Source organism: Streptomyces sp. 2131.1 (genome assembly GCF_900105515.1).
GTDB lineage: Bacteria > Actinomycetota > Actinomycetes > Streptomycetales > Streptomycetaceae > Streptomyces > Streptomyces drozdowiczii.
This window is the reverse complement of the sequence record NZ_FNSY01000001.1, coordinates 4,016,985-4,039,716: the sequence shown is the minus strand read 5'-3', so window position 1 is coordinate 4,039,716 and position 22,732 is coordinate 4,016,985. Positions and strand designations below refer to the sequence as shown.

Here is a 22,732-nt window from a genome sequence, read left to right as displayed (position 1 = left end):
CCCCGCCCCTCTTGCCTGCTCGGCGCCCGTCCCGGCTTGCCTACTCGGGCCGTCCCAGCGCCCATCCGGAGACGTCTGCCAGCCGGCCGCGCCACAGGGGCAGCCGCAGCGGGGCCACGCCGCCGCAGACGAGGGTCGCGTCCCGCAGGTGGATCCACCGGGGCAGGAACGGGGCTTCCTCCTCGGCCGCCATCTCCTTGAGGCCCTGGTCCACCGTCTCGGGGAACTCCGCGAGGAGGTTCGCCCCCTCGCCCTCGACCTGACGCAGGCTGCGGGCCCACTCCGCCTTCCACGCCTCATGACCGATCACGTCGCCGTGCAGCACCCCGGCGGGAACGGCGAGCGTCAGAGGCAGGCCGGACCGGGTCTCCCGGTCGAGCAGCTGGATCAGGAGCTGAAGCTGGAGATCGGGCACCGGCTGGGTGATCATCCCGATCGTTTCCCCGGCGGCTCCGGCTGGGTCGGTCATGAAGTGTTCCCTTCGCCCGCGGCCATGTGTCCGGGTGGATCCGGCAGGCCGGAATTTCTCTGCCCCGTATGCCCGGACCGGGGCGTGTGCAATCTCTCGTGCCGTGAAGTCGAAAAAAGCCGGATACGCCTGGGGCGGGAGGGCAGAAGAAGAATTCAGACCGTTCAACGATCAGTTCTCCGGGGGAGAAGATGTCTGACCTCGAATCAGCGACCGTGTCTCCCTCGCCGCACGCGATGACGGCGTCCGAGCCGCCGCCCGCCCGGGCCGCCGACGCGCGCGCGGCAGCCAAGGCATTCATCGCGACCCTCGTCCCGCGGCCGGCGGCGACGACCGTGCAGGACCTGTTGCTGCTGGTGTCCGAACTGGTGACGAACGCGATCCGGCACGCGGGGGCGGTGACCGGGCTGGCGTTCGGAGCGGACGACACCACTCTGTACGTGTCGGTCACCGACCCCAGTCCCGAGCGGCCGAAGCAGCGGACACCCGACCTCCGCGGGGGCACGGGGGGTTTCGGCTGGCCCCTGATCACGCGCTTGGCCAAGAGGGCCGAAATTCGCGACCATTCATCCCAGGGCAAGATCATTTGCATCGAAATGGCGCGCTGAGGACGGGACAGGTCCGCGGGAAATCCGGAACGGGACCCCGCGGCCCGTCCCTTTCGGGGAAATCAGCGCCTTCTCACAGGAAGCGGCGCAGCGGTACGACCGCGGCCTCGCGAAGCCGCTGGACGACCGGCCGGCGCCGCCACCGCCGCCCCTCGATCCGCTCGCTGACCGCCAGGTCCTGCTCGAAGTGGGCGTCCAGCTTCTCGGTGAACGTCCGGTCCATGACCGCGAGCATGACCTCCTCGTCGTGGTCGAGGGAGCGGCGGTTGATGTTGGTGGACCCGATCAGCGCGGCCACCCGGTCCACGGTGACGACCTTGGCGTGCATCATCGTCGGCTGGTAGTGGTAGATCTTCACCCCGCACTCCGTCAGCTGCTCGTAGTAGAGCTGGCCGGCGAGCTGGCAGACCCGCTTGTCGGTGTGCGGGCCGGGAAGCAGGATCTCGACCTCGACTCCGCGCCGCGCCGCCGCGCACAGGAGTTCGATGAAGAAGACGTCCGGCGCGAAATAGGCCGTGGCGATCCTGACGCGCTCCTCGGCGGACTCCAGGACGACCCTGAGCAGCGTCTGCATGTCCTGCCAGCCGACGCTGGCCGAGCCGCGCACGACCTGCACCACGGCGTCGCCGTGCGGCGGGATGTTCCGGAACCGGTCGCGGTCGTCGAAGAGTTCGTCGTGGCATTCGGCCCAGTTCTGCGCGAACGCGGCGGCCAGGCCGTCCACCGCGGGGCCCCGCACCTGTACGTGCGTGTCGCGCCACTCGTTCTCGTCGCGCGCGTCCCCGCACCACTCCTCGGCGATGCCCACGCCGCCGGTGAACGCGGTCTCCTCGTCCACCACGAGGACCTTGCGGTGGCAGCGGTGGTTCTGCTTCAGCGGGGAGAGGTACAACGGCTTGCGGAACCAGGCGACCTGGACGCCCGCGTCCTCCATGGCGCGGAGCTGGTCCTTCTCTATGAGCCTGCTCCCGAACCCGTCGAGCAGCAGCCGCACCCGCACCCCGGCGCGCGCCCGTTCCGCCAGCGTGGCCGCGAACTCCTCGGCTATGTCACCGCGCCAGTAGACGAAGGTCATCATGTCCACGGTGTGCCCGGCGCCCCGGATGGCGTCCAGCATCGCGGTGAAGATGGCGTCGCCGTTCCGCAACGGGATGAGCTCGTTCCCCTCGGTCGCGGCGATCCCGATGAGCCGTTCCAGCCGTCGCCGGAGCCGGTGGGCGCGCTCGGTGAGGGCCGCGTCCCCGGGGGCGAGGGGTGTGCCGGAAAGGGTCGGGCGGAGTTCCGGTCTGTCGTCCGTGCTGCTCGTCATGGCTCACCATCTTCCCCGGCGCCCCCGGCCCAACCCGCCCCATCGATCGCCCCATTGGTCTTGACCAATTTCCGTAAGTGTGAGAATCATGGCCGAAGTCGCCACAGAACCTTCATAACTGCTCAGCAGGAGAACCACGCACTATGCGCATACCGACCTCCGCCGCACTCGCGGCGCTCGGCGGTGCCCTCGTTCTCGGGCTCACCGTCGCTCCGGCCGCCCAGGCCGCCCCCGCCACCGCGGACTGCACCACCGACGCCTTCGGGATCGCCGGGAAGTACGGCGAGTTCGTCCTCGGGGACGACGTCCACTCCCCCGATGCCGAGGGCGCCGTGGCCGTCGGCGGCAACGCCGACTTCAGCGGCGGGTTCAGCGTCGGCAACGAGCTGACGGCCGCCCAGGTCGACGCGCTGCCCGGCCGCACGTCGCTCGTCGTGCGCGGCGACCTGGTCAACGGCGGTTCGGCCACCGTCGTGATGAAGGGCAACGCCGTCGTCGGCGGCGCGGTCAAGGACCGGGCCCTCGAAATGCACAACGGCACCTTCGCCAAGAAGGCCGATCTCATCGACTTCGACGGCGAGTTCGCCAAGCTGCGCGCCTACTCGGACGCCCTGGCCAAGGAAGCGGCCACGTCCGGCGCCTCGGTGAGCCTCGACGGGAACCGGCTGACGCTGACCGGCACGGACAGCGGTCGCAACGTGTTCTCCGTGGACGCGTCGAAGCTGGAGAAGGCGAAGGAGGTCTTCGTCAAGGTTCCGGCAGGCGCGACGACGATCGTCAACGTCACGGGCCAGTCGTACGACATGGCGACCGCCGGCACGACGGGCTTCTTCCTGTCGGGCGGCAAGGACTTCGTCCTGGACGACAAGCTGCAGAGCGCGGACGACGGCGCGGTCCGCGCCAAGCTCCTGTGGAACTTCCCGAACGCCGACAAGATCGTCAAGAACAGCCAGGCCGCCTGGCCCGGCAGCGTGCTCGCGCCCCGTGCCCACCTGGAGCTGGGCACGGCCGCCCCCGTCAACGGCTCGGTCTGGGTGGCCTCGCTGCACGGCTCGGGCGGCGCGGAGACGCACCACTTCCCGTTCACCGGCTGCCTCCCCGAGGTCCCCGGCACCGGCACCCCGACGCCCGGTACCACCCCGAGCGGCACGCCGTCGACCACGCCCCCGGCTACCACCACCCCGGCGCCCTCGGCCACCCCGTCCGGCACCGCGACGCCGTCCGGCACCCCGTCGGGCTCGGCGACTCCCGGCGCCCCGGCGCCGTCCGCCAGCCCCTCGCAGCCCGAGGGCGACCTGGCCACGACCGGTAGCGGCAACATGATCCCGATCACCGTCGGAGGCGCCGCCGTCGTCGCCGCCGGTGCTGCCCTGGTCGTCGTGGCGCGCCGCCGCAAGCGCGCCTGACCCCGCGCGAGCGGTACGCGGTCCACCGGGTCCGCGTACCGCTCAGCGCTTCTCCCAGACCGACGTGTCGTAGCGGTAGTAGTACTCCGGCCGCCCCGCGATGCTGCTCGTACGGAACGGCTTGCCGCCCTCGTCGACGCGCAGCGTGCCCGTGCGGCCGCCGCTGCTCCACTCCAGCTCCAGGTACCAGCTGACGTCGTGGCCCTCCACGTGCGCGTCCAGGTCGAAGACCTCCACATCGCTGGACGACACCCGGAACGGGAAGTCCTTGGCCGGCACGACCTCGTCGCCCTGCTGCCCGGCGACCGGGGTGAGCGAGGGGCGGCTGTCGTCCAGGTCCACGTCGAAGGACTGGGGCTCGATGCCGCTGCCGCACCCCTCGCCCATCGAGAACGCGGGCTGCTGCACGGGCGCCCGCCGGCTCAGCACCTTCACCCGGAGGCTGTTCAGGACGACCGCCTGCTGGGAGGTGCCCTGCACGGTCAGCTCCAGCCGCATGCCACCGCCGTCCACCCCGCCGAGCGCCCGCGCCCAGCCCCGGGTGCTGTCCGGCGGCGGCGGGGGCGGCACGGTCTTCGGGTCCTGGGCGAGCAGGTAGTACTGCCCGCACGGCGCCTCCCAGTTGTACGAGCTGATGGTCACCGTGGGCGGCCGCCCGGTCTCGGTCTCCGTCCCGCCGGTGGTGCGCGAGGCGGACGGTGACGACCGTACGGAGGGACTGGCGGACCCCGCGCTCACGGACGGGCTCGGGCTCCTCGACGCGCTGACGGACGGCGACGGGCTGTGCGGGGACGCGGAGACGGCGTCGGCGCCCTTCCCCTCCCCGGTGCTCCGCGTGTCCGTCAGGCCGACGGCCGCGTCGGAACCGGTCCCCTTCAACTGGTCGACGACCACGGCGGTGGGCACGGTGAGCGCGACGACCGCGGCGGCGGCGAGCAGCACCCGCGTACGGGCGGACGCCCGGCGCCAGCGGGAAGAGGGCGCGGGGGCGGGGGCCACGCGTACGGGGTCGGGCTCCGGGTCCTCGGGAGCGGGCTCCGGCTCCGCGCTCACGGGCTCCGGCTCGGGCTCGACAGGTGGCGCCGGAACCGGAGCATCCGATTCCGCAGCCGCGACCGTGCCCGCAACCGCCGTCTCCGCCTTCCCCCGCCCCCGCGCCGCGTCGGCCAGGATCCAGCGCCGGTGGATCTCCACCAACTCGTCGGCCGTGGCCCCGCAGAGGCGGGCGAACCGCTCAACCGGCGCGAACTCACCCGGCACCGCGTCCCCGTTGCAGTACCGGTGGAGCGTCGACGTACTGACGTGCAGCCGCCCGGCCAGCACCCCGTAACTGCGCCCCGAACGGTCCTTCAGTTTCTTCAGCAGGGCCGCGAACTCCTCGGCCTCCGGCGTCGTCACTGCGGCGTTCCCCCTCCTGGTCCGTCCCGGATCACCGTTCCAGGGACGTGGAATCTGCCCAGGTCACAGTACGCGCAGCCATTCCAGCATCCCCAATGGTGCGGCGGGCGTTGCGGCTGGAATCGGCCGTGCCACAAGCTCGGACCAGACCACAGCACAGCGACCACGGGGGACCGGCTTCATGCGAACCCTCTTCCGCATCGGGCTGACCGATGCGCTGGCCATCGGAGTGGTGATCGTGACGACCGCGATCGTCCTGCTCCTGATCTGCCGCAACTGACCGCAGCATACGAACCACCGACCACCGACCACCGACCGAGCACACTCACGGGGAGTACCACCATGCGCAGCAACCGCATCCGCACCACCGTCCTGGCAGCCACCACCCTGCTCGCCGCGCTCTCGCTCACGGCGTGCGGCGGAGACGACGGCACCGACGCGAAGAAGCCGGCGCAGGCAGTCCAGGACGTCTCCGGCTCGCCGACGCCGGAGGCCACGACCGCGCCCGAGAAGGACTCGACGTCCCCGACGGACACCGAACCGGCCTCCGACTCCAAGCCGAAGGCCCCGGCCACCACTCCGAGGACCGAGGCCCCCGCCGCCAAGCCGAAGCCCAAGCCGAAGACCCCGGTCACCTGCACCGGCGCCAACACGAAGGTCACCGTCACCAAGGTGAGCCGTCCCATCAACCACCTGCTGCTCACGGTCACCAACACGGGCGACCGCCCCTGCTACGCGTACCACGCGCCCATGCTCCGCTTCGACGGCGCGCAGGCGGTCTTCCGGGTGCTCCAGGACAGCAAGCCGCAGGCCGTGGTGACGCTGGCCCCGGGCCAGGCGGCGTACGCCGGGATCGGCCTGACCGGTGAGCCCACCGGTCAGAAGCCCTACCCGAGCAAGCACCTCGGGGTCACCTTCGCCGACCGCAACGACGGGCCCATCAACTCCGCGTCGACCGAACTGACGCTGCCCGCCGGGACCTACTGGGACGACAACGGCTTCGTCACCTACTGGCAGAGCGAGATGGCCGACGCGCTCACCTACTGACCGGCGAGCTCGAAGTCGAACCAGATCCGGTGCGTGCCGTCCTCGTCGACGGCGAGACCGCCGCCCCCGCTGATCCCGGCGAGGGCGGCGGTCCCGCTCGACGGCACGATCGTGAAGAACTCGTCCACCCGGTCATCGCCGGTGGTCGAGGCCGCGTGCACGAAGTTGAACGTCCCCTCACGCCCGGCGAGCGCGCCCTCGAAGGACTCCATGGCGATGTACGTACCGGCGCCGCTCTCCTGGTCGAAGGCAGCAGTGAACAGCGTCGTCGACCGCCCCGCCACCTCGCCCTCGAAGGTCTTCACGATGGTCGCCACCCCGACGGGCAGCGCGGTGACCACCTCGGGCTCGGGCTTCAGCTCGGACGGCACGAAGGAGTTGACGGTGAAGGTTCCGGAAGCTCTCATGCGCCCGATCGTAGGGACCGGGTACGACAGTCGAGGGCCTAGGTACGACAACTCATGTGCCGGAACACCCCGACTGGTGGAATCGCACGCATGTCGTATCCCGCCGTGCCCAACCGCCGCCGCAAGACCTGGATCGCCCCGCTGATCTCCACGATCGTGACGCCGCCGCTCGCCTTCTACACCTGGGTGTTGGGCGTGTTCGCTTCGGTGGCCTGCGAGGCGTGCTCGGAGGCGGAGAACCACGGCTTCGCCACGAGCTTCAACACGGGCTGGATCCTGTTCCTCTGCGGCCTGGCGCTGGCGTTCCTCACGATGGTCGCGAGCTGGGTGTTCGCCCAGCGCCGGCCGGTGACCACGGTCCTCCTCGCCCTGGCCGCACCCGTCACCGTCTTCCTCTCGTGTGCGCTCTTCATGGCCGTCGTGGACTGGCCGTAGGCGCCTGGACACCGAACTCGCACCACACGACCTTGCCCGGCACCCGCTCCCCCACCCCCCACCGGTCCGCCAGCGCGTCGACGATCACCAGCCCCCGCCCCGACTCCCCGTCGGGCTCCCGCACCCCGGGCTCGCCGTCCCCGGTGTCGTGCACCTCGACCCGCACCTGACCCTCGTGCAGCCACAGCATCAGCCGGTATCCACGCCCCGGCGGCACCCCGTGCACCAGCGCGTTGGTGGCCAGCTCGCTCACACACACCACCACGTCGTCCGCCCGCGCCTCACCGAACCCCCAGTCGGCCAGCGCGCTCCGTACGTACTCCCTGGCCTCCCGGACCGACCGGCGCTCCCGCCGGAAGAACCGCTCGCGCAGCTGTGGGATGTGTGGGAGTTGCATCGTCTCGTTCATGCGACGAGCGTCACACTCGGTGACTAGGCTGTCGCAGTGCGCAGACCCGTACACCTTTCTTGTACGGGTCGGGCGCGCGTGAAGTACGAACGCGGGTGGGAAGTGGGGACCCTATGCAACCCAGGAAGCGGCAGCGCAGGAACGCGTCGGCAATGAAACTGGTGGGCGCGCTGGTCGCCCGGTTCCGCATCGCGGCAGAAATGACCCAGCGCCAACTGGCCGAGGAGACCTGCACCCAGCCGGAGACCATCGCCTCCGTCGAGCAGGGCAGACGCGCCCTCCAACTGCCCCTGGCCCGCCGCATGGACGACCTGCTGGACACGAAGGGGGCGCTGGCGACGGCGGTGGAGAACCTGCCGGAGGTGGACCTGATCCCGGCTTGGGCGGAGGAGTACATGGACCTGGAGCAGAGCGCCCTTGCTCTCTGCTTCTTCGCCAATCAGGTCCTACCCGGCCTGCTCCAGACCGAGCGCTACGCGCGGGCCGTGTTCGACAGCCGAGTGCCCACGTTCAGCCGGGACGAGATCGAGGCGCACGTGGCCAAGCGTCTGGAGCGCCAGGAGATCCTGCGTCGCGATGTGCCGCCCACCACCAGCTTCGTCATCTCCGAGGCGGTCGTCCGAGACCGCATCGGCGGCGAGGAGACGTATCGCGAAACACTTCGCCACCTGCGGGCCTACGCCGAAAGGCCAGGCATCTCGCTCCAGATCATGCCATTGGCTCGGACGCATCACGCGGGTCTCGATGGACCGTTCATCCTGCTGGAGACGCCTGACTATCAACGCATCGCCTACACGGAAAGTCAGCGGGGCAGCCAGCTCATCTCCGATCCGGATGAGATCAGCATCCTCGCGCAGAGGTATGCGATGCTGCGAACGCAGGCTCTCAACACCGAGGAAACGAGGGCCCTGCTGGACAGGCTTCTAGGAGAGTTATGAGCACCGCACTTGAGTGGTTCAAGTCCAGCTACAGCGGCAGCGACGGTGGGGAGTGCCTCGAAGTCGCCTACGACTGGAAGAAGTCGAGCTACAGCAGCGAACAGGGCGGCGCCTGCGTAGAGGTCGCCGCCCACCCCTCCGCCGTCCACGTCCGCGACTCGAAGAACCCCGAAGGCCCCACGCTCACCCTCGACCCCACCACCTGGACGGCCTTCGCCGCGCACCTCGGCTCCTGAGCGCCCGGCAGGCAGTGGTTCAGCGCGCCCGCAACTGCTCGCGGATGCGTTGTACGTGGCCTTGGACGTCGCACCCGGCGCCGGGGTCCTTCTCGGGTGCGGGGTCGGCGGCGGGGCTATGGGTGCTGCGGAGGCAGGGGCCGCACAGCCCGTCGCGGAAGACCTCGGGCGGGCCGGGTGTGCGGCAGTCGGCGCACTCGATCATCAGGTGGCGGGCGGGGCCGTCCTGCGCGGCGGAGGCAGGAGCGGGGGCGGGGAGCTGCGGCGGGAGCTTGTCGACTAGGCGGCGCCGGACGAAGCCCACGGGTGAGTCGACGGCTTCGGGAAGCCCGGCGATGAGGGCACGGGTGAGGTAGTCCGCGTCCACACCGCGTGCGAACCACTGGCCGGCCAGCTGCTCCAGCACCGCACAGTCGGCGGCGGAAAGCGCCAGCCGCGCGTCGGTACGGCCCAGCCCTGCCAGGGCGAGGTACGCGGGTGACGGGACCTGCGGCTCCTCGGTGCGCTGCTTCGGCAGGACCGGGGCGGATGGCCGGGCCCCCGCCGCGTCCATGGCGGCGGGTTCGGCCGGAACCCACGGCGGCGGGCCCACGGGCGCCACGGCCGGCTGCGGCGCGCAGCGGCTCTCCTCGGCGCCGAGGAAGGCGGTCCACCACTCGTTGTCCCGGGCCGTACGCGACCAGAACGTGCGGGTCACCCAGCGAATACCCTCGCCGCCATCGACCGCGCACCGGACCTGACGCAGATGCCCGGCCACTGCCAGAGCCCGCAGCGCGCTGCCGACAGCCATCTGCCCGTACAGGGGCTGGCACTTGGCCAGGGACTTGATGCCCATCGCCGCACCGTCGGGAAGGCGGTCTACGTAACCCGCGATGTACCGCTCCCGCTCCGGGAGGAACGCGAAGTCGTCGGCCTGAGCCGGGCGTTGACCAGGAACAGCTCGCTTTCCGTAGCCGGGACTGGCCTTCGGATACGGGGCCGAACGAGCGGACGTCGACAGGACGGGGCTAAAGTTTTGTGCAGCCACAGGATCGGAACTTTCGCTTGGGCGATCTTGAGGTGAGACCCCGGCCGGTGTGCCAACACCGCGTCGGGGTCGCTTCGTCTGGCGGCACCGTAAGCAGCCGCGACGCCGCGTCGCAAGTCGGTCACGAATAGTCACACTTGCTCGCCGTGACGGGGCAGGGAGGGCGGGGAGGTTTTCCCCAACCCTTCTTTTCCCTACCGGTTGTACAACAGCGCTCGACTCCCGAAGCCCGAATCCCGACGCCCGGCACCCGGGTCCCAAGACTCGGGCGGAGCCCCCTTTCCGTACACACGAAAGAGGGAACAGGACCGTCCCGAAACTCGCACCCCGAAACTCGCACCCCGAGACCCGGGCCCCGGGCCCCCACCCAAGCCCTACCGCCAGTGACAGATGGGGCGCTCTTCGAGGACAAGCGGAACTACCGCCGGTGAACGCTGCTCTCTACCTGATCGACACCAGCGCCCTCGCCCGGTTCATGCGGAGCGACGCGGAGCAGCACGGCTGGGACCAGGCTGCGGCCGCCGGACTCATCGCCACGTGCCCGATCACCGAACTCGAGTTCTTCTACAGCGCCCGGTCCGCCGCCGACAGGGCACGCGGCATCGAGGACGTCCGCCTGATCTTCGGCTGGGTCCCGGTCGACGCCCGGGCCTACGACCGGGCCTCGCAGGTTCAGGAGGCCCTCACCAAGCAAGGCAAGCACCGCAGCGCCGGTGCGGTGGATCTCGTCGTCGCCGCGACGGCCGAATTGCAGGGGCTCACCCTGCTGCACTGACCACGATTTCGAGTGCATCGCCGCAGTGACCGGCCAGCCCCTCCAGTGGTACGGGCCCGAGCGGCGCAAGTAGCCGGGGAACCCCGAAGATCACCGCCCGGCCGTCAACGCCCCAGCCGCTGCGCGACCTCCGTCGCCCAGTACGTCAGGATCAGCTGGGCGCCCGCGCGGCGGATGCCGGTCAGGCTCTCCATGATCGCCGCGTCCCGGTCGATCCAGCCCTTCTCGGCGGCGGCCTCGATCATGGAGTACTCGCCGCTGATCTGGTACGCGGCGACCGGCACGTCCGACGCCTCGGCGACCTTGGCCACGATGTCCAGGTACGGGCCGGCCGGCTTGACCATGACCATGTCCGCGCCCTCTTCGAGGTCCAGCGCCAGCTCGCGCAGGGACTCGCGGATGTTGGCCGGGTCCTGCTGGTAGGTCTTGCGGTCGCCCTGGAGCGAGGAGCCGACGGCCTCGCGGAACGGGCCGTAGAACGCGGAGGAGTACTTCACCGTGTACGCGAGGACCGAGACGTCCTCGTGGCCCGTCTGGTCGAGCGCGTCGCGGATGACGCCGACCTGGCCGTCCATCATCCCGCTGGGGCCGACCACATGGGCGCCCGCGTCGGCCTGGACCTGGGCCATCTCCGCGTACCGCTCCAGGGTGGCGTCGTTGTCGACGCGGCCGTCCCCGGTCAGCACACCGCAGTGGCCGTGGTCGGTGAACTCGTCCAGGCACAGGTCCGACATGACGATGAGGTCGTCGCCCACCTCCTCGCGCACCGCGCGCAGTGCGACCTGGAGGATGCCGTCCGGGTCGGTGCCCGCCGTGCCCCGGCCGTCCTTCTTCTCGTCCAGCGGGACGCCGAACAGCATGAGCCCCGAGACCCCGGCCGAGACCGCCTCGACGGCGGCCTTCCGCAGGGTGTCCAGGGTGTGCTGCTGCACGCCGGGCATGGCCGAGACCGGGACCGGGGCGTCGATGCCCTCGCGGACGAACGCGGGCAGGATCAGGTTGGCCGGATCGAGCCGTGTCTCGGCGACCATCCGCCGCATCGCGGGGGTCGTCCGCAGCCGACGGGGCCGCGAGCCGGGGAAGTTTCCGTACACAGTCATCCTTCGAGCGTAGACCCGCCCGCCCCACGCTCTTACCGACACCCGTGCCGGGAAAGCGACGGGGCCCGCCCGCCTCACGAAGAGGCGGCGGGCCCCGCGTCACAGCACCGGTCAGGTCGTCGTACGCCGCCTGCGCGCACCCGGACGGCGCTCGCTGGGCCGGGTCACCGGGTCACCGGCCTCCCGCGCCGCGTCCCGGCGCCGCGCGCCGAACTCGGCCAGCGCCTCGGCCAGCTTGTGCACCGAGGGCTCCGGCGACAGGACGTCCACGCGCAGCCCGTGCTCCTCGGCGGTCTTCGCCGTGGCGGGGCCGATGCACGCGATGACCGTCACGTTGTGCGGCTTGCCGGCGATGCCGACCAGGTTGCGCACGGTCGAGGACGAGGTGAAGAGCACCGCGTCGAAGCCGCCGCCCTTGATCGCCTCGCGGGTCTCGGCGGGCGGCGGCGAGGCGCGGACCGTGCGGTACGCGGTGACGTCGTCGACCTCCCAGCCCAGCTCGATCAGCCCGGCCACCAGGGTCTCCGTGGCGATGTCGGCACGCGGCAGGAAGACGCGGTCGATCGGGTCGAAGACCGGGTCGTACGGCGGCCAGTCCTCAAGCAGCCCGGCGGCGGACTGCTCGCCCGAGGGCACCAGGTCCGGCTTCACGCCGAAGTCGATCAGCGCGGCGGCGGTCTGCTCGCCGACGGCCGCGACCTTGATCCCGGCGAAGGCCCGGGCGTCGAGCCCGTACTCCTCGAACTTCTCCCGGACGGCCTTCACGGCGTTGACGCTGGTGAAGGCGATCCACTCGTACCGGCCGGTGACCAGGCCCTTGACCGCGCGCTCCATCTGCTGGGGCGTACGCGGCGGCTCGACGGCGATCGTCGGCACCTCGTGCGGCACCGCACCGTAGGAACGCAGCTGGTCGGAGAGCGAGGCCGCCTGCTCCTTCGTACGCGGCACGAGCACCTTCCAGCCGAACATCGGCTTGGACTCGAACCACGCGAGCTGGTCGCGCTGGGCGGCGGAGCTGCGCTCCCCGACCACGGCTATGACCGGCTGGTGCCCCTCCGGCGACGGCAGCACCTTGCCCTGCTTGAAGACCTGGGCGATCGTCCCGAGGGTCGCCGTCCAGGTGCGCTGGCGCGTCGTCGTACCGGCGGCCGTGACGGTCAGCGGGGTGTCGGGCTTGCGGCCCGCCGCGACCAGCTCACCGGCGGCGGCGGCCACCGCGTCGAGCGACGTCGAGATGACGCACGTGGCGTCGCTCGCGCCGACCTCGCTCCAGCACCGGTCACTGGCCGTACGGGCGTCGACGAACCGTACGTCCGCGCCCTGCGCGTCCCGCAGCGGCACCCCTGCGTACGCGGGCACCCCCACGGCATTGGCGATGCCCGGGACGACCTCGAAGGGAATGCCGGCCGAGGCGCAGGCGAGCATCTCGCCGGCCGCGTTCCCGTCCAGGCCGGGGTCGCCGGCCACGGCACGGACGACCCGCCTGCCGCCCTTCGCGGCCTCCATGACAAGATTGGCCGCATCCCTGAGAACGGGCACCCCGGCGGCTGTTGACTGGGCGTCAACAACCGTCAGCTCAGGCGTGCTTACGCCTGCCCGCGCATGGCAGCGGACGACGCCGAGGACATCCGGTTCGGCGACAAGGACGTCCGCGCTCGCAAGCGCCTCGACGGCGCGCAGGGTCAGCAGTCCCGGGTCGCCGGGACCGGCACCGAGGAAGGTGACGTGCCCTGCGGACTGGACCGGGAAATCGGATGCGGCGGGGCCGGTGGGGCTCAAAGTGCTCGCTCCCCCATAAGACCGGCCGCACCCTTGGCAAGCATGTCGGCCGCGAGTTCGCGACCGATCGCCGCCGCGTCGTCGTGCGACGTGGGAACGGGACCGGTGGTGGACATCTGCACCAGCGAGGCACCGTCGGTGGAACCGACGACACCGCGCAGGCGCAGTTCGTTGACAGCCTGACCGTCGGCGAGGAGGTCGGCCAGCGCACCCACGGGTGCGGAGCAGCCGGCCTCCAGGGCGGCGAGCAGGGCACGCTCGGCGGTCACGGCGGCCCGGGTGTACGGGTCGTCGAGCTCGGCGAGCGCGGCGGCGAGGTCGGCGCTGCTCGCAGCGCACTCGATCGCCAGTGCTCCCTGGCCGGGAGCGGGCAGCACGGTGTCGACCGAAAGGAAGTCGGTCACCTCACCGCTGCGGCCGAGGCGGCTGAGCCCGGCCGCGGCGAGAACCACCGCGTCCAGCTCGCCGTCACGTACGAACCCGATCCGGGTGTCGACGTTGCCCCGGATCGGCACGGTCTCGATGTCGAGGCCGTGGCTCCGGGCGTACGCGTTGAGCTGGGCCATGCGGCGCGGCGAGCCGGTGCCGACACGGGCGCCGGCCGGCAGCTGCGCGAAGGTCAGCCCGTCCCGGGCGATCAGCACGTCTCGCGGGTCCTCGCGGACCGGCACGGCGGCCAGCACGAGGCCCTCGGGCTGCGCGGTCGGCAGGTCCTTGAGCGAGTGGACGGCGAAGTCCACCTCGCCCCGCAGCAGCGCGTCGCGCAGCGCGGCGACGAACACGCCGGTGCCGCCGATCTGCGCCAGGTGCTCCCGCGAGGTGTCCCCGTACGTGGTGATCTCGACGAGTTCGACGGCGCGGCCGGTCACCTCGCTGACCGCGTCGGCGACGTGCCCGGACTGCGCCATGGCGAGCTTGCTGCGCCTGGTCCCCAGTCGCAGGGGTGAGTTGTCGGTCATGACCGCCCTCGATTCGGGTCGTTCAGGTCTGCCCGGGAGACGGCGGCGACCGTCTGCGGGTCGAGGTCGAAGAGTTCTCGCAGCGCGTCCGCGTACCCGGCTCCGCCGGGCTCGCTGGCGAGCTGCTTGACCCGCACGGTGGGCGCGTGCAGGAGCTTGTCGACGACGCGGCGCACGGTCTGCGTGATCTCGGCGCGCTGCTTCTCGTCCAGGTCGGGGAGGCGTCCGTCCAGCCGCGCGATCTCGTCCGCGACCACACCGGCGGCCATCGTGCGCAGGGCGACGACGGTCGGGGTGATGTGGGCGGCGCGCTGGGCGGCACCGAAGGCGGCGACCTCGTCGGCGACGATGGTGCGCACCTGGTCCACATCGGCGGCCATCGGGGCGTCGGCCGACGCCTCCGCGAGCGACTCGATGTCGACGAGGCGCACACCGTCGAGGCGTCCGGCGCCCGCGTCGATGTCGCGCGGCATGGCGAGGTCGAGCAGCGCCAGGCGCACCGGTCCGGTGGACTGCGCCGGGATCAGGCCGCTCGCCGCGTCCCGGGCGGGGGCGAGGCCGAGGGCGTCGGCCACGGCGTCGGCGGTGAGCACGAGGCCGGTGGCGCCGGTGCACGAGACGGCGATGTCGGCACGTGTCAGTTCGCCCGTGACCTCGCCCATCTCCACGGCGTGCGCGCGCACTCCGGTCCCGCCGGGCTGGTTCAGGATCTCGACCAGGCGGTCGGCGCGGGCCCGGGTGCGGTTGGCGACGACGATCTCGGCGACGCCGGTGCGGGCCAGGGTCGCGGCGGCCAGCGAGGACATGGAGCCGGCGCCGATGACGAGGGCGCGCTTGCCCTTGGCCCAGGCAGCGGTGTCGGGGCCGTCGGCGAGCTGTTCCAGGCCGAAGGTGACGAGCGACTGCCCGGCCCGGTCGATCCCGGTCTCGCTGTGGGCGCGCTTGCCGACCCGCAGGGCCTGCTGGAAGAGGTCATTGAGCAGCCGGCCCGCGGTGTGCAGCTCCTGCCCGAGGGCCAGCGCGTCCTTGATCTGGCCGAGGATCTGGCCCTCGCCGACGACCATCGAGTCCAGCCCGCAGGCCACCGAGAAGAGGTGGTGGACGGCCCGGTCCTCGTAGTGCACATAGAGATACGGGGTGAGCTCGTCGAGCCCGACGCCGCTGTGCTGGGCGAGGAGCGTGGACAGCTCGGCGACGCCCGCGTGGAACTTGTCCACGTCGGCGTACAGCTCGATGCGGTTGCAGGTGGCGAGGACCGTGGCCTCGGCGGCGGGCTCGGCGGCCAGGGTGTCCTGGAGCAGCTTGGCCTGGGTGTCGGCGGCCAGCGAGGCCCGTTCCAGCAGGGAGACGGGGGCGCTGCGGTGGCTCAGACCCACGAGGAGCAGGCTCATGCCGGCATCACGGCGGGCATGTCCCCGTCGGGTCCCTTCCGGCCGGTGGTGGCGCGCACGGGCGGCGCGGCCGGGTCGGGCGCGGTGTCGACGCCCTCCTCACCGGCCTTGCGCTGCTCGTGGAAGGCGAGGATCTGGAGCTCGATGGAGAGGTCGACCTTGCGCACGTCGACGCCGTCGGGCACGGAGAGGACGGTCGGGGCGAAGTTCAGGATCGAGGTGACCCCGGCGGCGACGAGCCGGTCGCACACCTGCTGGGCGGCGCCGGGCGGCGTGGTGATCACGCCGATGGAGACGCCGTTCTCGCTGATGATGCGGTCGAGGTCGTCTGCGTGCTGGACGGGGATGCCCGCGACGGGCGTACCGGCCATCGCCGGGTCGGCGTCGATCAGGGCGGCGACCCGGAAGCCACGCGAGGCGAAGCCGCCGTAGTTGGCGAGGGCCGCGCCGAGGTTTCCGATGCCGACGATGGCGACCGGCCAGTCCTGGGTGAGGCCCAGTTCGCGCGAGATCTGGTAGACGAGGTACTCGACGTCGTAGCCGACGCCGCGCGTCCCGTACGAGCCGAGATAGCTGAAGTCCTTGCGCAGCTTCGCGGAGTTGACCCCCGCCGCCGCGGCGAGCTCCTCGGAGGAGACCGTGGGGACCGAGCGCTCGGAGAGCGCGGTCAGCGCGCGGAGATACAGCGGAAGTCGGGCGACGGTGGCCTCGGGAATTCCTCGGCTACGGGTCGCCGGTCGGTGATTTCGGCCAGTTGCCACGGTGCTCCTGCGGGATGAGCGGGGCTGCAGGCGGCCGTATGTCCCAAGACCGCCCCGTCGAATGCAGGCTATGTCTTTGTGAACGCGTGCACAAAGATTGTGTCCGGTTTGTCCGGTCAAAGTGACCGGGGTCACGCACATCCGTCGCGCGATCCAGGAACCATGGACCGCATCAGCCCGTTGCAGGCCCGAAGGGGGCAAAGCAGCACACACTCCTCACAGCCACGCCCCCGAGACCACTCAAAACGCCCACGATGGTAACCGCGTTTCACTCAGGAAAGCAGCGCGCTGCGCAGTCTCGCCGGGTCGACCCGCCAGAACGTGTGCTGTTCGTCATCCACCAGCACGACGGGGATCTGCTCCCAGTACTCGCGGTACAGCTCCTCGTCCCGGGTGATGTCCTTCTCCTCCCAGGAGGCACCGGTCTCCTCGCACACGGCGCGCACGACCGCGCGGGCGTCGTCGCAGAGGTGACAGCCGGGCTTCCCCACCAGGGTCACCACACGCTCGGCGGGGTTCTTCTTCCTACGACGCAGCAGGGCACTCATGCCCTCATTCTGCGGCCCCCGCGGCGATGCCCCGGACACCAGGAGTTCACACCGCGGCACCACGGCGGAACCGGAAGGGCCGGACCGACTGGCTATGCTCACCGCATGGCCGCTCTTGGATGGCTCACCCCCCGCAGGCGTTCCGCGACCGCACGCAGCGTGCTGGCCGGCGAGGCCGCGGCGGAGGCCGCGCGGAAGTCCTCGCTCGAAGCCGAATCCGCCGCCGAGGAGAGCGCGGCGGAGGAGCCCGAGTTCCCCGTCGTCGGCGACGAACGGGCCGCCGCCTTCTTCGACCTCGACAACACCGTGATGCAGGGCGCCGCGATCTTCCACTTCGGCCGCGGCCTCTACAAGCGGAAGTTCTTCGAGCGCCGCGAACTCACCCGGTTCGCCTGGCAGCAGGCGTGGTTCCGGCTGGCCGGCGTCGAGGACCCCGAGCACATGCAGGACGCCCGCGACAGCGCCCTGTCCATCGTCAAGGGCCACCGCGTCTCCGAGCTGATGTCCATCGGCGAGGAGATCTACGACGAGTACATGGCCGACCGCATCTGGCCCGGCACCCGCGCCCTCGCCCAGGCCCACCTCGACGCCGGCCAGAAGGTCTGGCTGGTCACCGCCGCCCCGGTGGAGACCGCCACGATCATCGCCCGCCGCCTCGGCCTGACCGGGGCGCTCGGGACGGTCGCCGAGTCGGTCGACGGCGTCTACACCGGACGCCTGGTGGGCGAGCCCCTGCACGGCCCCGCGAAGGCCGAGGCGGTCCGCGCCCTGGCGGCGGCGGAGGGCCTGGACCTGGCGCGCTGCGCCGCGTACAGCGACTCGCACAACGACATCCCGATGCTGTCGCTGGTGGGCCACCCGTACGCGATCAACCCGGACACCAAGCTCCGCAAGCACGCCCGCGCCCTGGACTGGCGGCTGCGCGACTACCGAACCGGCCGCAAGGCGGCCAAGGTCGGCATCCCGGCCGCCGCCGGTGTCGGCGCCCTCGCGGGCGGCACGGCCGCGGCCGTCGCCCTGCACCGCCGCCGCCGCTGACTCTCCGCGTCTGCGTACGTCAACACCGGGCACTCTTTTCACCGACCACAACCCGTCGCACCCGCAGACAGATACCGAAGCAAATCGATCAACAAGCGGTCACGATGTGCCACTTGGTGCGTCGAAAAGTTGGCACCGAAGCGACCCAATCGGTGATTTGCGCAACTCGGCGTAGCGCCGCCTGTACGAAGCGTTATTCTCCTCAGACGCATTCCGGACCCGCCGCTCACTACGACGAGTGACGGTTTCGCACTGCTCGTGATGGAAGCTCTGCCTCTGGGAGTCCCGTGTACCCACACGTCGGGGTTGACGCCTCGGGCCTGGCTACGCTGCGCGCATCAGTAGCCGAACGCATGCGCGGCTTCGTCCCCACCGCGTACGCCGTACCCGCATTCGCCACCCCTGCACCTGCCGGCCCCTGCTACGCCCTGGCCGAACGCTCCGCAGCGGTCGGAAGACGCGGCAGCCGCGGCTCGGCGACCGCTGCCCCGGTCCGGCGGCCCGCCGCCGACAGCGACAGCGCGCGCATGATGGAGCTCGTCGAACGCGCCCAGGCCGGCGAGGCCGACGCCTTCGGCCGCCTCTACGACCAGTACAGCGACACCGTCTACCGCTACATCTACTACCGCGTGGGCAGCAAGGCGACGGCGGAGGACCTCACCAGCGAGACCTTCCTGCGCGCCCTGCGCCGCATCTCCACGTTCACCTGGCAGGGCCGCGACTTCGGCGCCTGGCTGGTCACGATCGCGCGCAACCTGGTCGCCGACCACTTCAAATCCAGTCGTTTCCGACTGGAAGTGACCACCGGCGAAATGCTCGACGCCAACGAGGTCGCCCGCAGCCCCGAGGACTCCGTCCTGGAGCACCTCTCCAACGAGGCACTCCTCCAGGCCGTGCGCCGGCTCAACCCCCAGCAGCAGGAGTGCGTGACCCTGCGCTTCCTGCAGGGCCTCTCGGTCGCCGAGACGGCCCGTGTCATGGGCAAGAACGAGGGCGCGATCAAGACCCTCCAGTACCGCGCGGTCCGCACCCTCGCCCGGCTCCTCCCGGACGATGCCCGCTGACCCCGGCTCCCCCGGCCCGGCCGGTTCCGACGGTAGGTTCATCACGCACTGGTCCGATCATCTTTCGTGCGTAACCCAAGTGCCGCGCCAATCGTTGTGCCGGTTGCAGGCCCCCTGTCGTCACACCATGTCCGCAGACGCTCACTCGATCGTGTGGAAGCGCTCAAGGTGTGCAACCTTCCGGACAGCCAGGGGAGTCGACCGTCATGACGAGAGGAGGTGCCGCCAGTGATCGCAAACGTCTCGGCACACCGGCGGGCGAACGCCTTCGCCCAGGCCCTGGAGGAGCAGTCGCTCCGCGGTGCGGCGGCCGTACAGCCCGAGGACCCGGCCGAACAGGCCGACCAAGGACCGCTGTTGGCCCTGGCGAACGGCCTCGGTGAACTGCCGAAGCCGGTATTGGACCCCGAGGTCAAAGTGGTGCAGCGAGCCCAGCTCGTCGCCGCCATGGAAGCCATGTTCGCCCAGGGAGGCGCATCCGCGGACCCTACGGTGCCCGGGCAGCGGAGCAGGGGCAGCCACCGCGCCTCCCCGCTCCGCAAGCTGCGCCCCAGATCCCGCTGGACCAAGGGCCTCGCCGCCGGCGGGCTCACCGTAGGAGTGGCCGCGGGAGCCTTCGGCGGAGTCGCCGCTGCCAGCTCCGACGCCCTCCCCGGTGACTCGCTCTACGGGCTGAAGCGCGGCATGGAGGACATCCACCTCGGCCTCACCCGCGACGACACCGACCGCGGAGAGATCTACCTCGACCAGGCGTCGACCCGCCTCAGCGAGGCCCGCAGGCTCATGGAGCGCGCCCGCTCGGGCGACCTCGACCACGAGCAGCTCGGCGAGATCCGCCGCACGCTCAACGGCATGACCCACGACGCCACCGAGGGCCACCGCCTTCTCCACGCCGCGTACGAACGGGACGGCGCCCTCGGCCCGATCCAGGCCCTGGACACCTTCTCCCGCTCCCACCGCGACAGCTGGACCAGCCTCCGCGACCGCCTCCCCGTCCAGCTGACCGACGTGGGCAACCAGGTCAGCTCGGTCTTCGACGCCATAGACGAAGAGGTCGCCCCGCTTCAGTCGCTGCTCCCCCGCCCCCCGGAGAAGCGCGCCGAATCCCAGCGCTCCGGCTCCACCGGCACCAGCGCGGACCCCTCCACCGGCACCCGCACCCCGTCCCCGTCGTCCTCCGCGCGCCACGAGGACGCCGACGGCACGGGCGGCAGCAGCACGTCGCCGCGCCCCTCGGACACCGGCAGCAGCCCGGCCGGCGGCCTGATCGGCGGCGGCGCGGACGGCCTCTTCGACCCGCCGTCCCCCGACGCGAGCAGCCCGTCGAAGGAGACCCCGAGCTCGACGCCGTCACCGGACATCACCATCCCGCCGCTGCTCCCGGGCCTGATCGGCGGCCTCGGCATCGACGCGGAGAACGAGAAGGGCTGAGACCCCGGCACAGCGGTGCGGCGGCGGCCGTCAGAAGAAGACCGACCGCCGCTGCACCAGCAGCTTGTACAGCGTGTGCTGGATCTGCTCCCGCACCTGGTCCGTCAGGTTGAACATCAGCATCGGATCCTCCGCCGCCTCCAGCGGATAGCCGTCCGTCGGAATCGGCTCGCCGAACTGGATCGTCCACTTCGTCGGCAGCGGCACCGCCCCGAGCGGCCCCAGCCAGGGAAACGTCGGCGTGAGCGGGAAGTACGGGAAACCCAGCAGCCGCGCGAGCGTCTTCGAGTTCCCGATCATCGGGTAGATCTCCTCGGCGCCCACGATCGAGCACGGCACGATCGGCACCCCGGCCTTCAGCGCCGTCGACACGAAGCCGCCCCGCCCGAAGCGCTGCAGCTTGTACCGCTCGCCGAACGGCTTGCCGATCCCCTTGAAGCCCTCCGGCATCACACCGACGACCTCGCCCTTGCGCAGCAGCCGCTCCGCGTCCTCCGCGCACGCCAGGGTGTGCCCGGCCTTGCGGGCCAGCTCGTTGACGACCGGCAGCATGAAGACCAGGTCCGCGGCCAGCAGCCGCAGATGGCGCCCCGCCGGGTGGTGGTCGTGCACCGCGACCTGGAGCATCAGCCCGTCCAGCGGCAGCGTCCCGGAGTGGTTCGACACGATGAGCGCCCCGCCCTCGGCCGGGATGTTCTCGACGCCCTTCACCTCGACCCGGAAGTACTTCTCGTACACCGGCCGCAGCAGCGACATCAGGACCTGGTCGGTCAGCTCCTCGTCGTAGCCGAACTCGTCGACGTCGTACTCGCCGGTGACCCGCCGCCGCAGGAACGCCAGCCCGCCCGCGATCCGCCGGTCCCAGGCACCCCGCTCACCGTCCCCGGGGCCCTCACGCGGCTCCTCGGGCCCGGGCGGGGCGTCCGCCTGCCCCGGCAGGGCGCTCACGGACGCCGTACCGCCCACCGGAGGCCGCCGGCGCGCGGCGCGCGGCAGACCTCCCGGCCGCGAACGGTCGTCGTCGAACGGAATGACCTTCGCATCCGCCATCGTCGCTGCGCTCCTCTACCTGGCGCTCGGGGTCGGGTGGGTGTCGCCGTCCGTGCCGGCGATCCGGGGCACCGCCGCGGCCACGCGGTCCACGGCCCGGCCGACCGTGTCTGGCGGCAGGAGGCCCGGGGTCCGGCTGCGCGCGAAGTCCGCGAACGTCTCCCCCGTGGAGTACTTCGGCACGAACCCCAGCGTCTCGCGCATCTGGACCGTGGAGACCACCCTGCCATGGGTGAGCAGCCGGATCTGCTCCGGAGAGAAGTCGGTCATGCCGACCGCGCGCAGCGCCTGCCCGACCCAGGTGACGGCCGGCAGCAGCATCGGCACCGTGGGCCGCCCCAGCCGCCGCGCGCACTGGGAGAGCAACAGCACCCCGTCGCCCGCGATGTTGAACGTGCCGCTGTTCAGCGTCCCGCGCCTCGGTTCGCCGGCCGCGATGGACAGGACGTCCATGACGTCGTCCTCGTGGACGAACTGCAGCCGCGGGTCGTACCCGAGGACGGTCGGCAGCACCGGCAGCGACAGGTAGTCGGCGAGCGGCGAGTCCGCGCCCGGCCCCAGGATGTTCGCGAACCGCAGCACGCACACGGCCACGTCCGGCCGGCGGCGCGCGAAGCCGCGTACGTACCCCTCGACCTCCGCCGCGTCCTTCGCGAAGCCGCCGCCCGGCAGCGACTTGGGCGGGGTCGTCTCGTGGAAGACCGCCGGATCGCGCGGCGCCGAGCCGTACACACCGGTGCTGGACTTCACCACGAGCCGCCGCACGGCCGGTGCCTTCTGGCAGGCGCCGAGCAGCTGCATGGTCCCGATGACGTTGGTCTCCTTGACCGCCGTACGCGCCTGGGCCCCGAGCGCGAAGCCGCTGACGTCCAGGTGCACGACGGTGTCCACCGCGTGCTCGGCGAGGACTCTGGCGATGGCGGGGCGGCGGATGTCCGCCCGTACGAAGAGGGCGTCGCCCAGTTCGTGCCCCGGCTCGACCGCGTCGACGGCGATCACCCGTTCCACGTCCGGATCACGCTGGACACGCCGCACGAAACGGCCGCCCAGCTGCCGGGCCGCTCCCGTGACGAGCACGACCTTCCCCAAGATCAGCGCCTTCCGTCGGTCTCCCGTATTCGGTCGGTCAGGACGTCACCGTAACCGG

General features: G+C 71.3%; 23 protein-coding genes and 1 pseudogene. 10 read left to right on the top strand and 14 right to left on the bottom strand.

Annotated elements, in window-relative coordinates; translation table 11 throughout:
• Positions 1–40: 40 nt before the first annotated feature.
• Complete coding sequence (locus BLW14_RS18110) at positions 41–469, bottom strand: hypothetical protein (protein WP_093708287.1); 429 nt, start codon at positions 467–469, stop codon at positions 41–43.
• A 236-nt stretch (positions 470–705) separates the two neighbouring features.
• Between BLW14_RS18110 and BLW14_RS18105 the strand changes: the two genes are divergently transcribed.
• The gene (locus BLW14_RS18105) at positions 706–1,077 is read left to right on the top strand and encodes an ATP-binding protein (protein WP_093710773.1); all 372 of its coding nucleotides are present in this window, start codon (positions 706–708) and stop codon (positions 1,075–1,077) included.
• Between the two features lie 73 nt (positions 1,078–1,150).
• Here the strand turns inward: BLW14_RS18105 and BLW14_RS18100 are convergent, their stop codons facing one another.
• The gene (locus tag BLW14_RS18100) at positions 1,151–2,386 is read right to left on the bottom strand and encodes a phospholipase D-like domain-containing protein (RefSeq protein ID WP_093708286.1); all 1,236 of its coding nucleotides are present in this window, start codon (positions 2,384–2,386) and stop codon (positions 1,151–1,153) included.
• 143 nt (positions 2,387–2,529) lie between these two features.
• Between BLW14_RS18100 and BLW14_RS18095 the strand changes: the two genes are divergently transcribed.
• Positions 2,530–3,792 carry a choice-of-anchor A family protein gene (locus BLW14_RS18095; RefSeq protein ID WP_093708285.1) on the top strand — a complete coding sequence of 421 codons (1,263 nt, stop codon included), beginning with the start codon at positions 2,530–2,532 and terminating at the stop codon, positions 3,790–3,792.
• A gap of 42 nt (positions 3,793–3,834) precedes the next feature.
• Here the strand turns inward: BLW14_RS18095 and BLW14_RS18090 are convergent, their stop codons facing one another.
• Entirely contained in the window at positions 3,835–5,190 is a 1,356-nt protein-coding gene (locus BLW14_RS18090; protein ID WP_093708284.1) for a helix-turn-helix domain-containing protein, read from the bottom strand.
• 342 nt (positions 5,191–5,532) lie between these two features.
• Here BLW14_RS18090 and BLW14_RS18085 point away from each other — a divergent pair, with 342 nt between their 5' ends.
• Positions 5,533–6,237 (top strand): DUF4232 domain-containing protein, encoded by a 705-nt coding sequence (locus BLW14_RS18085; RefSeq protein ID WP_093708283.1) that lies wholly within the window; start codon positions 5,533–5,535, stop codon positions 6,235–6,237.
• Here the strand turns inward: BLW14_RS18085 and BLW14_RS18080 are convergent.
• Positions 6,231–6,644: a DUF3224 domain-containing protein gene (locus BLW14_RS18080; RefSeq protein WP_093708282.1), complete on the bottom strand. Its 414-nt coding sequence runs from the start codon at positions 6,642–6,644 to the stop codon at positions 6,231–6,233. The genes BLW14_RS18085 and BLW14_RS18080 overlap by 7 nt on opposite strands.
• Positions 6,645–6,734: 90 nt before the next feature.
• Between BLW14_RS18080 and BLW14_RS18075 the strand changes: the two genes are divergently transcribed.
• A complete protein-coding gene (locus tag BLW14_RS18075; RefSeq protein ID WP_093708281.1) occupies positions 6,735–7,079 on the top strand; it encodes a hypothetical protein in 345 nt (114 codons plus the stop codon).
• Here the strand turns inward: BLW14_RS18075 and BLW14_RS18070 are convergent.
• Entirely contained in the window at positions 7,054–7,488 is a 435-nt protein-coding gene (locus BLW14_RS18070; RefSeq protein ID WP_093708280.1) for an ATP-binding protein, read from the bottom strand. The genes BLW14_RS18075 and BLW14_RS18070 overlap by 26 nt on opposite strands.
• 152 nt (positions 7,489–7,640) lie before the next feature.
• Here BLW14_RS18070 and BLW14_RS18065 point away from each other — a divergent pair, with 152 nt between their 5' ends.
• A complete protein-coding gene (locus BLW14_RS18065) occupies positions 7,641–8,426 on the top strand; it encodes a helix-turn-helix domain-containing protein (RefSeq protein WP_371128080.1) in 786 nt (261 codons plus the stop codon).
• Complete coding sequence (locus BLW14_RS18060; RefSeq protein WP_093708278.1) at positions 8,423–8,662, top strand: DUF397 domain-containing protein; 240 nt, start codon at positions 8,423–8,425, stop codon at positions 8,660–8,662. The genes BLW14_RS18065 and BLW14_RS18060 overlap by 4 nt, the downstream gene beginning before the upstream one ends.
• Before the next feature lie 19 nt (positions 8,663–8,681).
• Here BLW14_RS18060 and BLW14_RS18055 read toward each other — a convergent pair whose 3' ends face one another.
• Positions 8,682–9,689, bottom strand: a complete 1,008-nt coding sequence (locus tag BLW14_RS18055; RefSeq protein WP_093708277.1) for a MarR family transcriptional regulator — start codon at positions 9,687–9,689, stop codon at positions 8,682–8,684.
• Positions 9,690–10,116: 427 nt separating this feature from the next.
• Here BLW14_RS18055 and BLW14_RS18050 point away from each other — a divergent pair.
• Positions 10,117–10,537 (top strand): annotated as a pseudogene (locus tag BLW14_RS18050) (PIN domain nuclease).
• Positions 10,538–10,568: 31 nt separating this feature from the next.
• On the opposite strand, the gene hemB reads toward BLW14_RS18050, so the two are convergent.
• The 6 genes from hemB to BLW14_RS18020 all read right to left on the bottom strand — a co-directional run bounded on the left by hemB (position 10,569) and on the right by BLW14_RS18020 (position 17,002).
• On the bottom strand, positions 10,569–11,564 hold the full coding sequence (gene hemB / locus BLW14_RS18045) for a porphobilinogen synthase (protein ID WP_093708276.1): 996 nt from the start codon (positions 11,562–11,564) through the stop codon (positions 10,569–10,571).
• A gap of 111 nt (positions 11,565–11,675) precedes the next feature.
• Positions 11,676–13,343: a bifunctional uroporphyrinogen-III C-methyltransferase/uroporphyrinogen-III synthase gene (locus BLW14_RS18040; RefSeq protein ID WP_026243272.1), complete on the bottom strand. Its 1,668-nt coding sequence runs from the start codon at positions 13,341–13,343 to the stop codon at positions 11,676–11,678.
• Complete coding sequence (hemC, locus tag BLW14_RS18035; protein WP_093708275.1) at positions 13,340–14,302, bottom strand: hydroxymethylbilane synthase; 963 nt, start codon at positions 14,300–14,302, stop codon at positions 13,340–13,342. The genes BLW14_RS18040 and hemC overlap by 4 nt, the downstream gene beginning before the upstream one ends.
• Positions 14,299–15,693: a glutamyl-tRNA reductase gene (locus BLW14_RS18030; protein WP_093708274.1), complete on the bottom strand. Its 1,395-nt coding sequence runs from the start codon at positions 15,691–15,693 to the stop codon at positions 14,299–14,301. The genes hemC and BLW14_RS18030 overlap by 4 nt, the downstream gene beginning before the upstream one ends.
• Positions 15,690–16,454 carry a redox-sensing transcriptional repressor Rex gene (locus tag BLW14_RS18025; RefSeq protein ID WP_019521240.1) on the bottom strand — a complete coding sequence of 255 codons (765 nt, stop codon included), beginning with the start codon at positions 16,452–16,454 and terminating at the stop codon, positions 15,690–15,692. Before BLW14_RS18025 ends, BLW14_RS18030 begins: the two co-directional genes overlap by 4 nt.
• Before the next feature lie 272 nt (positions 16,455–16,726).
• Positions 16,727–17,002, bottom strand: a complete 276-nt coding sequence (locus tag BLW14_RS18020) for a glutaredoxin family protein (RefSeq protein ID WP_093708273.1) — start codon at positions 17,000–17,002, stop codon at positions 16,727–16,729.
• A gap of 105 nt (positions 17,003–17,107) precedes the next feature.
• Here BLW14_RS18020 and BLW14_RS18015 point away from each other — a divergent pair, with 105 nt between their 5' ends.
• The 3 genes from BLW14_RS18015 to BLW14_RS18005 all read left to right on the top strand — a co-directional run bounded on the left by BLW14_RS18015 (position 17,108) and on the right by BLW14_RS18005 (position 20,535).
• Positions 17,108–18,040, top strand: coding sequence for an HAD family hydrolase (locus tag BLW14_RS18015; RefSeq protein ID WP_093708272.1), 933 nt, complete (start codon positions 17,108–17,110; stop codon positions 18,038–18,040).
• A 287-nt stretch (positions 18,041–18,327) separates the two neighbouring features.
• Positions 18,328–19,104 carry an ECF subfamily RNA polymerase sigma factor, BldN family gene (locus BLW14_RS18010; RefSeq protein WP_093708271.1) on the top strand — a complete coding sequence of 259 codons (777 nt, stop codon included), beginning with the start codon at positions 18,328–18,330 and terminating at the stop codon, positions 19,102–19,104.
• Between the two features lie 228 nt (positions 19,105–19,332).
• Positions 19,333–20,535 carry a DUF5667 domain-containing protein gene (locus BLW14_RS18005; protein WP_093708270.1) on the top strand — a complete coding sequence of 401 codons (1,203 nt, stop codon included), beginning with the start codon at positions 19,333–19,335 and terminating at the stop codon, positions 20,533–20,535.
• A gap of 30 nt (positions 20,536–20,565) precedes the next feature.
• On the opposite strand, the gene BLW14_RS18000 is transcribed toward BLW14_RS18005, so the two are convergent.
• Positions 20,566–21,585: a lysophospholipid acyltransferase family protein gene (locus BLW14_RS18000; protein ID WP_093708269.1), complete on the bottom strand. Its 1,020-nt coding sequence runs from the start codon at positions 21,583–21,585 to the stop codon at positions 20,566–20,568.
• Between the two features lie 15 nt (positions 21,586–21,600).
• Entirely contained in the window at positions 21,601–22,674 is a 1,074-nt protein-coding gene (locus tag BLW14_RS17995) for an NAD-dependent epimerase/dehydratase family protein (RefSeq protein ID WP_093708268.1), read from the bottom strand.
• Positions 22,675–22,732: the final 58 nt, after the last annotated feature.

Bases quoted from the DNA above. Each gene is read 5' to 3' on its own strand.
- BLW14_RS18110 (WP_093708287.1), bottom strand. From the start codon at position 469: ATGACCGACCCAGCCGGAGCCGCCGGGGAAACGATCGGGATGATCACC.
- BLW14_RS18105 (WP_093710773.1), top strand. From the start codon at position 706: ATGACGGCGTCCGAGCCGCCGCCCGCCCGGGCCGCCGACGCGCGCGCG.
- BLW14_RS18100 (WP_093708286.1), bottom strand. From the start codon at position 2,386: ATGACGAGCAGCACGGACGACAGACCGGAACTCCGCCCGACCCTTTCC.
- BLW14_RS18095 (WP_093708285.1), top strand. From the start codon at position 2,530: ATGCGCATACCGACCTCCGCCGCACTCGCGGCGCTCGGCGGTGCCCTC.
- BLW14_RS18085 (WP_093708283.1), top strand. From the start codon at position 5,533: ATGCGCAGCAACCGCATCCGCACCACCGTCCTGGCAGCCACCACCCTG.
- BLW14_RS18080 (WP_093708282.1), bottom strand. From the start codon at position 6,644: ATGAGAGCTTCCGGAACCTTCACCGTCAACTCCTTCGTGCCGTCCGAG.
- BLW14_RS18075 (WP_093708281.1), top strand. From the start codon at position 6,735: ATGTCGTATCCCGCCGTGCCCAACCGCCGCCGCAAGACCTGGATCGCC.
- BLW14_RS18070 (WP_093708280.1), bottom strand. From the start codon at position 7,488: ATGAACGAGACGATGCAACTCCCACACATCCCACAGCTGCGCGAGCGG.
- BLW14_RS18065 (WP_371128080.1), top strand. From the start codon at position 7,641: ATGAAACTGGTGGGCGCGCTGGTCGCCCGGTTCCGCATCGCGGCAGAA.
- BLW14_RS18060 (WP_093708278.1), top strand. From the start codon at position 8,423: ATGAGCACCGCACTTGAGTGGTTCAAGTCCAGCTACAGCGGCAGCGAC.
- hemB (WP_093708276.1), bottom strand. From the start codon at position 11,564: ATGACTGTGTACGGAAACTTCCCCGGCTCGCGGCCCCGTCGGCTGCGG.
- hemC (WP_093708275.1), bottom strand. From the start codon at position 14,302: ATGACCGACAACTCACCCCTGCGACTGGGGACCAGGCGCAGCAAGCTC.
- BLW14_RS18030 (WP_093708274.1), bottom strand. From the start codon at position 15,693: ATGAGCCTGCTCCTCGTGGGTCTGAGCCACCGCAGCGCCCCCGTCTCC.
- BLW14_RS18020 (WP_093708273.1), bottom strand. From the start codon at position 17,002: ATGAGTGCCCTGCTGCGTCGTAGGAAGAAGAACCCCGCCGAGCGTGTG.
- BLW14_RS18015 (WP_093708272.1), top strand. From the start codon at position 17,108: ATGGCCGCTCTTGGATGGCTCACCCCCCGCAGGCGTTCCGCGACCGCA.
- BLW14_RS18000 (WP_093708269.1), bottom strand. From the start codon at position 21,585: ATGGCGGATGCGAAGGTCATTCCGTTCGACGACGACCGTTCGCGGCCG.